We start from the raw sequence: 11,704 nt of genomic DNA on the forward strand, positions 1-11,704 counted from the left end.
GAACCCGATGTATCGCTCCAGCTTTCTTCTAAAAAGCTATTAAGACTCTTTAAACCACCGTGTTTTTCTTTAGATCACAGAGTTTAAAGACGACCTTAAGGGTCACGCTCTTTCTTTAATGCTGCGAAGCATAATCCCCCCAAAAAGCAAATAATCCTCCATCATGGTGGATATTTTTTTGTCTTAAATTTTTCTTAGCAACTGGAATGCTAGTAAACATCAGGTCTCTGAAGCAGATACTTGAGGTTTTTCACATCTATAAACAGACTTATCCACAAAATGTTAGGTGTGGATAACTTGGTTGATAAAGTTGTTTCAGGCTTAATTCTTTACCTATCCCTAAAAGATCTTTCTTGTTTTCAATATATTAGATGAATTGCAGCGATCGTAACTTGTTGTTTTTTATCAGGTTGGATGCCTATCTTGGATTTAATAAAAGATCGTTAACTTGTTGTTTTTTGATCTTAATCATTTATCGGTACTGTGTTTAACTTTGCTCGGGTGTCGGAAGTTTACGAGAGTTCTGAATTTTTTCCACATTGTTAGAATTGAGAACAAGGTCAAACATTGTTCTAAAATTATGTGCAACGAGTTGTCTTAAATATTGGACTATCGATGTGGGTGTCGCTGTCAATCGTTGATACCAAAAGGGCTAGGCGTCTCTTGGTAGTCCTTTCTCTACTATACGTATCAGTCTGTGCTTTTTGGTGGAGATTTTGCTGTTACTTTTTTGCACACAGCTATTTTTCTGCGTAGAGCTATCTTCTTGCACACTGCTAGCGTTGGGTAACTGCTGTAGTTGTTTATTCAAAGCCCACTCAATATGCACATCAAGCATTTCGTTTTTGCCTTGATGAGACTCCAGGGTTTCAATAATGCGTTGTTGAAATGGTGCATTGCCCATCGCAACAAAGATATTGCGTAACCACTGGGTGTGGCCGATACGTCTGATTGCTGAGCCTTCCATTTTCTTTAGGAAGGTTGCTTCGTCCCAACTTGAAAGTGAAACCAGATCGGCTTCTTGGAAATCTTCTCTGCGGTGAAAGTCTGTTTGCTCTGTGAGTTCGGCATGACGATTCCACGGGCAAACTAACTGACAATCATCGCAACCGTAGATACGGTTACCAATGGCATCTCTATACTCTTCAGGGATCACACCATCATATTCAATGGTTAAGTACGAAATACATTTGCGCGCATCAACCACGCCATCAGCAATAATGGCACCCGTTGGGCAAGAAGTGATACATGCGGTGCATTTGCCGCACTCATCAACACTGGGTTCATCCGTGGGAAGAGGGATGTTAACTAACAGCTCCCCTAGAAAGAACCAAGAGCCAGCGTCTTTATCAAGAATTAATGAGTGTTTACCTGTCCAGCCCAACCCTGCTTTTTGAGCGAGTGGTCTTTCCAAAATGGGCGCTGAATCGACGAAAGGGCGTGAGTCTAAACCCTCGACCTCTTTTTCAATTCTTTGTCCTAGCTTTTTCAACTGGTTACGGAACAATTTGTGATAGTCGCGGCCTAAAGAATAGCGGCTGATGTAGCCTTGAGTGGTATCGCTTAGGTTAGAGGCGAACTGAGCTTCTGGTGGTAGGTAGTTCATTCGAGCGCTGATCACTCGAATTGTGCCTGGGTGAAGTTCATCAGGACGTGCACGCATCATCCCATGTCGAGCCATCCAATCCATTTCGCCGTGGTTGCCAGCATCTAGCCATGCTTGAAGAGGGGCTTCGTGTTCACTTAAATCAACATCGCAGATGCCAACTTTTTGAAAGCCCAGCTCTTTTCCCCAGATTTTAATTTTTTCAGCAAGATGGTCTAGATTCATGGCTTATTTCTTATTTTCTCTGTTTTACAATTAGAGATAAGGCTAATTAAAATTAGGTTCGGCAAAAATGGGGGCGGATCTTAACGGATCTTAGTGGTGTTGACCAGAACAGACGCGTTTTGAGCAGTATTTTTCATAGAACTTACACTTGAGTGCTTGTCTCCCAAAAGCATCACGGTTTACTATTCTTGTTCTTTTGATTTTTATATAGTCAACGATCGATTTTTAGAGAACGTATTCATGAGCACGAAACAATTTACTTTGAAAGATGAAAAAGCAACGATTCAATTAGGAACGGAGCTTTCTAATCTTTGCTCACAGCAGACGACTATTTATCTGCATGGTGATCTTGGCGCAGGCAAAACGACCTTTAGTCGTGGCTTTGTAAAAGCGCTTGGCCATCAAGGAAATGTAAAGAGCCCAACGTATACTCTAGTTGAACCTTATCAACTTGCAGATTGGCAGGTGTACCACTTTGACCTTTATCGCCTAGCCGATCCTGAAGAGTTAGAGTTTATGGGAATTCGTGACTACTTTACTCCGGATGCTATCTGTTTGGTTGAATGGCCTGAGAAAGGTTATGGGATGCTACCAGAAGCCGATTTGGATATTGATATTCGTTACCAAGACGATCACCGTATTGTTTCTTTAACCGCTAATAGTGAATACGGACAGCGCTTACTTAGTCAGTTGGAGTTATGTTGATTTCTAAACGCCTTATTTCAACAGTGGCCATGATGGCTGCTGTTTTTTCTATACTGTTTTCTTCACTTGTTTCTGCAAACTCACTGAAAAGTTTAAGGGTTTGGCCTTCTCCAGAAGGAACTCGTGTGGTTATCGACTTAAAATCAGAAGCGGACTTTAGCTATTTCACCCTGAGTAGCCCGAGTCGCTTAGTGGTTGATTTAAAAAATACCAGTCTTGCGACTAAGTTACCGGTCGAGGTGAAAGACAGCCCTGTTCTATCTAAGATTCGTAAGAGCTCACCGCCAGACAAAAACACCTATCGCTTGGTTTTTGAGTTAAAGCAGTCGTCTAAAGCAGAATTATTCAAACTGAGCCCGACCCCAGGTGGTCAGTATGGACACCGTTTGGTGATCGACTTACCTCATGGTGCGGCAAGTAAAGCGACATCGACACCGAGTAAGCCAACGGTAAGTAAGAACATTAATCAGGTTAAGCGCCAGAAAGATATTCTAATTGTGATTGATCCTGGCCACGGTGGTGAAGACCCAGGTTCGATTGGTCCTACGCGTAAATACGAAAAAGACGCGACTCTGAGTATTTCTAAGAAGTTAGCAGCTCAACTGAATGCGGTCCCGGGGATCAAAACTCGTATGACTCGTAATGCTGATTACTTTGTGAACCTGAATCGACGTGTTGCGATTGCTCGAGAGAATGAAGCTCACCTGTTGATCTCTATTCACGCCGACGCCTTTACGACGCCTCAACCAAGAGGTGGTTCAGTGTTTGTATTGAACACTCGACGCGCAAATACAGAGATCTCTCGTTGGATTGAGAATAAAGAGAAACAGTCTGAATTGCTTGGTGGTAGCGGTGCAGCGTTCACAAGCAATATTGATGATAAGAACGTAAACCAAACCCTGCTTGATTTGCAGTTTAGCCACTCTCAAAAAGAGGGCTACAAACTGGCAACGGCAATTCTGTCTGAAATGGGTAAGGTTGCGAAACTGCACAATAGCAAGCCGATTAACACCAGCTTAGCAGTATTACGTTCACCACAGATCCCATCAGTACTGGTAGAGACAGGTTTTATTTCGAATCCGACGGAAGAGAAGCTTCTTTTCCAACGTTCGCACCAAGATAAATTGGCACGAGCAGTGACTAAAGCGGTGGTTAAGTATTTGAAGGCTAACCCGCCTGAAGGGATTATCTTGTCTAACGCAACGTCATCAACGGGCAGCGTGAGCCAACATAAAGTCTCTCGTGGTGAGTCTTTGTCTGTGATTGCGAGCAAGTATGGTACGTCGACACAGACGTTGATGAAGTTCAACAATCTGAAATCGAGCAGCCTAGCAATTGGCCAAGTACTTAAGATTCCAGGCAGTGCTTCAACTTCATCATCAAGCAGTGCGGTTAAAACGAAGACCATCACTCACACGGTTAAGTCTGGAGAGTACCTAGGTAAGATCGCCAGCCGCTATAAAGTGTCGGTGGCTGATATTAAACGTGAGAACCGTTTGAAATCAGAGACGGTGAGAGTAGGCCAAAAGTTACGTATTACGGTTGAAGTTAAAGATGTTCCTCTGCGCAAACACAAAGTTGCAAGAGGTGATTACCTTGGCAAGATTGCTTCAAAATATGGCGTGAGCGTCAACAGCATTCGCCAAGCGAATAAGCTAAGATCTGACAGTCTAGCTATCGGCCAAGTGCTGATTATTCCTCACAAGTAGTCTTGGGAATGCTAAACAGCTTCAGGTATATCAATGATAAAAAATAAGAACTAGTGCAAACGTAGCAGCGTTTCCATCAATGGCAGTAAGGTAGCTATAAATATGACGATCAAAATACTGCCAGCTCGGTTAGCTAACCAAATCGCAGCGGGTGAGGTGGTAGAAAGACCCGCTTCTGTTGTAAAAGAGTTGGTTGAGAACAGTTTGGATTCGGGTGCCACTCGTATCGATATTGATATCGAGAAAGGTGGCGCCAAGATGATCCGCGTTCGTGACAATGGTAAAGGCATCGTAAAAGATGAGCTTGCCTTGGCACTGAGCCGCCATGCTACCTCCAAAATCCATACCCTTGATGACCTTGAGGCGATCGTCAGCCTTGGTTTTCGTGGTGAAGCGCTGGCGAGTATTAGCTCGGTTGCGCGCTTAACCATGACGTCACGCCCTGCCACTCAAGATCAAGCTTGGGCAGCACACAGTGAAGGTCGTGATATGCAGGTAAAACTGCAGCCAGCAGCACACCCAATTGGTACTTCGGTTGAGGTGTTGGATCTGTTCTTCAATACGCCAGCACGCCGCAAATTCTTACGCACCGAGAAAACTGAATTCACCCATATTGATGAGTTGCTTAAACGCATCGCATTGAGTCGTTTTGATGTGACGATCAACCTTCGTCATAACGGCAAGATGATTCGTCAGTACCGCGCTGCAAAAACACAAGTTCAAGCAGAAAAGCGCATCGCTGCGGTATGTGGCAATCCTTTTGTTCGCCATATGCTTAAGATCGAACTTGAGCACCAAGGCTTAAAACTTCATGGCTGGATCACCACACCTGAAGGGGCCAGACAGCAAAGCGACCTGCAATACTGCTATGTGAATGGTCGTATGATGCGTGACAAGCTGATCAACCATGCGATTCGTCAAAGCTACGAAACCAGCCTGCGTCCAGACCAATTCGCGACGTATGTGTTGTTCATTGAACTCGACCCACATCAGGTGGACGTGAATGTCCACCCTGCAAAACATGAAGTGCGTTTTCATCAAGCGCGCCTTGTGCATGACTTTATTTACCAAGCCTTGAGCGATGGTTTAGCACAGAGCAAGCAGATCGATGCTGCGCCAATCAATCAGTCAGCTTTTCATCAATCAGAAGTGATTCATCATCAGCAAGATAGTACGAGCTCTGCAGTTGATGGTGTTGCGAGTTTCGCTGAGCCAGAAAGCGTAATGCCTAGCAGTTCGGATCAAACCCAAGTTTCGGATAGGGTGCGACATGCTATTGAGCAAACGCCTGCCTACCCGAGAAAAGCAGAATCAGAGCACGCTTTTGATAAGCCTCAACACAGCGTTAATGATGGTGGGCGACATTATGTTTCATCAATTAGCCCAAGCTCATCAACCAGCTCAAGTTCATCTGCTGGCCGAAGCTCGGCTACTAGTGACAGCAGTTTTACCGGTTCCTCTCGCCAAGAGTGGATAGAGTCTCGACCTGAACCTAAAAAAGAGAAAGAGCCACACCAACATCATGGTGAACCCGCGCCCTCTAAGCGAGAAGTGAAAGCCTATAAAGAGCTTTTGAAAACGCCTGATTTTGATGATCAAGTTGTACAGCCTTCATCTTCTCAAGAGCATGTGGCACCAGTAGAAACCAGAGACAACTTAGAAAATAAAGAAAATAAAGAAAATAAAGAAAATAAAGAAGCTAAGCCTGCTCAACAGAATCCTGTTCATTTAAAGCCAAGAGCAGCAGTGACGGATTTGGGGAAAGCGGTCTCGGTTGTTGAACGTCAATATCTCGTGATGGGCAACAAGAATGGCTGTGTTTTGGTTTCCTTAGCTAAGGCTGAATTATTACGTGTTGTTGGTCAGCTTGATACTCGAGGTGGCGCGTTAAAAAGCCAACCGTTATTGGTGCCTTTATCGATTAAGCTGGGTAGTGAACTTGTCGAAGTTGCTAAGGCGCTGAGTCAAACTCTGGCATTACTGGGGATTGAGCTTAAGGCGCGAAACAGCGAGGCGGTAATGGTGATGGGCGTGCCTTCTCCTTTAAGGCAGCAAAACTTACAAATTTTGATCCCAGATCTGTTATCTTACGCGGCTTCAATAAATGCCCAGGGTGCAGTGAAGCAACCTAATGACATGTTGTCAGCTTTGGTTAACTGGATCGGGATTCAAACCGCACAAGTAAAAAGCGACTACACTTTATCTGAAGCGGTTCAACTAGTTGGGGAACTAGAACAACTTTGGCATGGTCTACTTCCATTAGATGATCCAGAGTTTGTTAATCCTATCGACTTTTCAGCGACTATAGCCGCGTTTACGGTTTAATTTTTTCGCGACGACCTTTGTCTTTTTAGCTGAATACGTCGCGACACAAAGCCCTTTGCTAAAAAGCGCTAAAACAGAGAAGCAAATACAAAATATCATGACTGAAAAATTACCTTTAGCGTTGTTTTTAATGGGCCCAACGGCGTCAGGAAAAACAGATTTAGCTATCCGCTTACGTCAGAAATACCCTGTAGAGATCATCAGCGTCGATTCGGCATTGATCTACAAAGACATGGATATTGGTACCGCTAAACCGGATGCGGAAGAGCTTGAGCTCGCGCCTCATCGCTTGATTGATATTTTGGATCCAAGCGAAGCGTATTCTGCGGCAGATTTTCGTCGTGATGCGATCAATGAAATGAATAAGATTGTAGCGGAAGGCAAAATCCCGTTACTTGTTGGTGGCACAATGCTGTACTACAAAGCATTGTTGGAAGGTTTATCGCCATTACCAGCCGCGGATCAAGAGATTCGTAAGCAGATTGAAGCGGAATCTATCGAACAAGGTTGGCAGGCATTGCACGATCAATTAAGAGAGATAGATCCCGTATCCGCTGAAAGAATACACCCAAATGATCCACAAAGGCTTTCAAGGGCATTGGAAGTTTACCGAATTTCGGGTAAAACATTAACAGAGCTAACTCAAACGAAAGGCGATAGCCTGCCATTTCGTGTAAAACAATTTGCAATAGCTCCCAAGGAAAGGACTGAACTCCATCGCCGCATTGAGCTGCGTTTCGAGAAGATGATAGAAGCTGGGTTTGAAGATGAAATGAAGGCGTTGTACGCCAGAGAAGATCTTCACCCTGAACTGCCATCGATCCGATGCGTTGGTTATAGGCAGATGTGGGATTATTTAGACGGTAATTGTGATTTAGACGAAGCGGTTTTCCGTGGTGTCTGTGCAACCCGTCAGTTGGCCAAGCGACAAATCACCTGGTTGCGCAGTTGGGATGATTTAACTTGGTTAGATAGCGAAAACATTGATCAAGCGTTAGAAACTCTTTCAGATGCAATAGCATCTGATTAGTATTGCTGTGTATAATGTGATCGCTTTTGCGTGAATATACTCTGGAAAGGATCCGTTATTGAGGCTTTTAAAAATCACAGCCTTTCAATAACAACGGAGTTTTTTTATTCATTTAGCTCAGATGCAAAGGCCGCACCTTTTTGTGCACCACTAGCTAAATAATTACAACAAAATACAAATAAGGAAAATAAAATGGCTAAGGGGCAATCGCTACAAGACCCATTCCTAAATGCACTCCGTCGTGAGCGCATTCCAGTCTCTATCTATCTTGTTAACGGCATTAAGCTGCAAGGTCAGATCGAGTCTTTCGATCAATTCGTGATCTTATTGAAGAACACAGTAAACCAAATGGTTTACAAGCATGCGATTTCTACTGTGGTACCTGCTCGCGCAGTTAGTCACCACAGCGGCGAGCAACGCACGCCATCTGATCGTCCAGAGAAGACTGAAGATTAATCGTTCAATTTGTACAGCTTGCGCTGTAATAAGGAGTTGGTTGCTTGTTTGACCGTTATGAATCCGGCGAGCGAGCCGTACTTGTTCATATCAACTTCACGCAAGAGGGAGAATGGGAAGATCTAAGCGAATGTGAAATGCTGGTCTCCTCAGCGGGGGTAGAAACGCTACAAGTGATTACTGGTAGCCGACAATCCCCACTCCCTAAATACTACGTTGGAGAAGGTAAAGCCCTAGAAATCGCACAAGCTGTTCAGCTGACCGGTGCTGAAATTGTGATTTTTAACCACTCCCTCTCTCCTGCCCAAGAGCGCAACCTCGAGCAATTGTGTAAATGTCGTGTGATTGATCGCACGGGTTTGATCTTAGATATTTTTGCACAACGTGCGCGAACTCATGAAGGTAAGCTACAAGTTGAGCTCGCTCAGCTTCGTCATATCTCTACCCGATTGATTCGTGGTTGGACTCACCTTGAAAGGCAGAAAGGTGGTATTGGTCTTCGTGGTCCAGGTGAAACTCAACTGGAAACCGATCGACGTTTGTTGCGTGACCGTATAAAGGCAATACTACGTCGTTTAGCGAAAGTTGCTAAACAGCGTGAACAAGGACGACGTGCTCGTAATCGAGCTGAAATCCCAACAATTTCTTTGGTTGGTTATACCAACGCAGGGAAATCAACACTTTTCAATCGCATCACAAGTGCTGGTGTTTATGCGGCAGACCAACTGTTTGCAACCCTAGACCCAACACTACGTAAGATTGATTTGGCAGATGTCGGGCCTGCAATTCTCGCAGATACCGTAGGTTTTATCCGTCATCTACCACACGACTTGGTCGCTGCGTTCAAGGCAACATTACAAGAGACGCAGGAAGCTGACATTTTGTTACATGTTGTTGATGCCAGTGATGACCGTTTTCGTGAGAACATTCAGGCTGTTCATGAAGTATTAGAAGAAATCGATGCTCATGAAGTGCCAACCCTTGTAGTCATGAACAAAATTGACTGCATGGAAGACCAAAAACCTCGAATTGAAAGAGACGAAGAGGGCGCACCTCGCGCTGTTTGGGTTTCTGCAATGGAAGGAGAAGGTATTGAACTGCTGTTTGAAGCTTTAACTGAGCGTTTAGCTAGCCAGATGGTTCAATTCCGGTTGTGTATTCCACATCAACATCAGGGCCGTATTCGCAGCTTATTCTTCGAGATGAAATGTATTCAACAGGAAGAGTATGATGAAAATGGTAACTTGTTGATAGATATCCGAATGCAACAAATAGATTGGTCTAAACTTGAAAAAAGAGAAGGGGCGCTCTTAGGTGACTTTATCGTTACCAAAGAGACTGCTACAGTATAACGTCATATCAAATGATGGAGCTTTCTAATGGCGTGGAATGAGCCTGGAAATAACAACAACGGCGATAATAACGGCCGCGATAATGACCCTTGGGGTAATAAAAATAATCGCGGCGGCCGAGATCAAGGACCGCCAGATCTAGACGAAGTGTTTAGTAAACTAAGTCAAAAGTTAGGTGGCAAGTTTGGTAAAAAAGGTGGCAACGGCAACGGACCATCTATTGGTGGTGGCGGTGCAATTGGCTTTGGTGTCATTGCCGTTATTGCTATTGCTATCTGGTTCTTCGCTGGTTTCTACACTGTTGGCGAAGCAGAAAGAGCAGTAGTACTTCGACTGGGTCAGTTCGACCGTATCGAAGAACCTGGTCTTAACTGGCACCCACGCTTCATCGATGAAATCAGTGATGAGCAACTAGTAAACGTTCAAGCGATTCGTTCTCTACGTGCTGCTGGCACGATGCTAACGAAAGATGAAAACGTTGTGACCGTTGAAATGGGTGTTCAATACCGTGTTTCTGACCCATACAAGTACTTGTATCGTGTAACGAATGCAGACGACAGTTTACGCCAAGCAACCGATTCTGCGCTTCGTGCGGTAATTGGTGACTCACTAATGGATAGTATCCTGACAAGTGGTCGTCAGCAGATTCGTCAAAGCACTCAAGAAACGTTGAACCGTATTATTGATAGCTACGACATGGGTATTCTGATTGTTGACGTGAACTTCCAGTCAGCACGTCCACCTGAGCAAGTGAAAGATGCATTTGATGATGCTATCGCGGCTCGTGAGGATGAAGAGCGTTTTGAACGTGAAGCTGAAGCTTACCGAAATGACATTCTTCCAAAAGCAACAGGTCGTGCTGAGCGTTTGAAGAAAGAAGCGGTGGGTTACTCAGAGCGCACAGTTAATGGTGCTCTAGGTCAAGTTGCTCAATTCGAGAAACTGCTACCTGAATACCAAGCTGCTCCTGAAGTAACACGTAACCGTATGTACCTAGATACAATGGAAAAAGTGTACTCAAGCACATCGAAAGTCCTGATTGATTCTGAATCAAGCGGTAACTTGCTATACCTACCAATTGATAAGCTAGGCGCACAAGGTGGTTCTCAGTCGGGCTCTCGCCCTGCAAAAGCATCATCAACTTACGATCAAATTGAGTTAGAAACTCAAGCGGATCCAAAGCCTAGCACTCAAACTCGTTCAGACAGTTCACGCCAAGGGAGATACTAATAATGCGTAAATTAATGATCCCTGTATTAGTTGTGACGATTGCCCTTCTATTGATGTCAGTGTTTGTGATTCAAGAAGGTGAGCGTGGCATGGTAATTCGTTTTGGTCGAGTTCTCGATGACAACGGCGTATCACGAATCTATGAACCAGGTCTGCACTTTAAACTACCGATGTTTGATCGCGTAAAAGTACTTGATGCTCGTATTCAAACGATGGATGGCCGTTCTGACCGTTTCGTAACATCAGAGAAAAAAGACGTTCTAATTGATACTTACGCAAAATGGCGTATTGCTGACTTTGGACGTTTCTATCTGAGTACCGGTGGCGGTAATATCATGACGGCAGAAGCACTTCTTGAGCGTAAAGTGACAGATGTTCTTCGTTCTGAAATTGGTTCTCGTGAAATTAAGCAGATCGTGTCAGGCCCTCGTAACAAGGACATCCTGCCAGACTCTGCTGATAGCGAAGTCGTCACAACGGTAGCGGCTGCAGAAGCACTAGAAGTTGATGGCGAACGCGATAAGATCATGGAAAACGTTTTGTCTGGAACGGCAGAAAGTGCGATGGCTGATTTAGGTGTTGAAGTTGTTGATTTTCGTATGAAGAAGATTAACCTTCCTGACGAAATCAGTGAATCTATCTACCGCCGTATGCGTGCAGAACGTGAATCGGTTGCTCGTAGACACCGTTCTCAAGGTCGTGAGAAAGCGGAAGTTATCCGTGCTCAAGCTGAGCTAGAAGTGGCAACAGTTCTTGCTGAAGCTGACCGTACAGCTCGAATCACTCGTGGTGATGCGGATGCAGAAGCAGCGAAGATCTACTCTGATGCGTTCAGCAAAGATCCTGAGTTCTACGGCTTCATGCGTTCATTGCAAGCTTATGAGACATCATTTAGCGATAAGAGCGACATTCTAGTACTGGATCCGAAGACTGACTTCTTCCAATACATGAATCAAGCAAGCGGCGCTCCAGCAAAATAAGCTGATGCGTTAGCGAATGCTTAGCTTAATAAGCAAAATACGTTAAAACTTAAAAGGCTCCCATTGTGGGCTGTCTCTTATACACA

The 11,704-nt window shown here is 44.5% G+C and carries 9 protein-coding genes; 8 read left to right on the plus strand and 1 reads right to left on the minus strand.

What is annotated here, in order from left to right:
* Positions 1-652: 652 nt before the first annotated feature.
* Positions 653-1,831, minus strand: coding sequence for a tRNA epoxyqueuosine(34) reductase QueG (gene queG / locus AB4583_RS19710; protein WP_017059922.1), 1,179 nt, complete (start codon positions 1,829-1,831; stop codon positions 653-655).
* 240 nt (positions 1,832-2,071) lie between these two features.
* Between queG and tsaE the strand changes: the two genes are divergently transcribed.
* The 8 genes from tsaE (at position 2,072) to hflC (ending at position 11,618) form a co-directional block, all read left to right on the plus strand.
* Complete coding sequence (gene tsaE / locus AB4583_RS19715) at positions 2,072-2,536, plus strand: tRNA (adenosine(37)-N6)-threonylcarbamoyltransferase complex ATPase subunit type 1 TsaE (RefSeq protein WP_286295440.1); 465 nt, start codon at positions 2,072-2,074, stop codon at positions 2,534-2,536.
* The gene (locus AB4583_RS19720) at positions 2,530-4,245 is read left to right on the plus strand and encodes an N-acetylmuramoyl-L-alanine amidase (RefSeq protein ID WP_136989458.1); all 1,716 of its coding nucleotides are present in this window, start codon (positions 2,530-2,532) and stop codon (positions 4,243-4,245) included. Before tsaE ends, AB4583_RS19720 begins: the two co-directional genes overlap by 7 nt.
* A gap of 102 nt (positions 4,246-4,347) precedes the next feature.
* The gene (mutL, locus tag AB4583_RS19725) at positions 4,348-6,570 is read left to right on the plus strand and encodes a DNA mismatch repair endonuclease MutL (protein WP_372118979.1); all 2,223 of its coding nucleotides are present in this window, start codon (positions 4,348-4,350) and stop codon (positions 6,568-6,570) included.
* Between the two features lie 97 nt (positions 6,571-6,667).
* Positions 6,668-7,600, plus strand: a complete 933-nt coding sequence (miaA, locus tag AB4583_RS19730; protein WP_017059926.1) for a tRNA (adenosine(37)-N6)-dimethylallyltransferase MiaA — start codon at positions 6,668-6,670, stop codon at positions 7,598-7,600.
* Between the two features lie 192 nt (positions 7,601-7,792).
* Complete coding sequence (gene hfq, locus AB4583_RS19735) at positions 7,793-8,056, plus strand: RNA chaperone Hfq (RefSeq protein ID WP_017059927.1); 264 nt, start codon at positions 7,793-7,795, stop codon at positions 8,054-8,056.
* Between the two features lie 44 nt (positions 8,057-8,100).
* Positions 8,101-9,408: a ribosome rescue GTPase HflX gene (gene hflX, locus AB4583_RS19740; protein WP_017059928.1), complete on the plus strand. Its 1,308-nt coding sequence runs from the start codon at positions 8,101-8,103 to the stop codon at positions 9,406-9,408.
* A 27-nt stretch (positions 9,409-9,435) separates the two neighbouring features.
* On the plus strand, positions 9,436-10,638 hold the full coding sequence (gene hflK / locus AB4583_RS19745; protein WP_017067930.1) for an FtsH protease activity modulator HflK: 1,203 nt from the start codon (positions 9,436-9,438) through the stop codon (positions 10,636-10,638).
* Between the two features lie 2 nt (positions 10,639-10,640).
* A complete protein-coding gene (gene hflC, locus AB4583_RS19750; RefSeq protein ID WP_017059930.1) occupies positions 10,641-11,618 on the plus strand; it encodes a protease modulator HflC in 978 nt (325 codons plus the stop codon).
* Positions 11,619-11,704 lie beyond the last annotated feature (86 nt).

The organism is Vibrio sp. 10N.222.49.C12 (genome assembly GCF_041475025.1).
Taxonomy (GTDB): Bacteria; Pseudomonadota; Gammaproteobacteria; order Enterobacterales; family Vibrionaceae; genus Vibrio; species Vibrio crassostreae_C.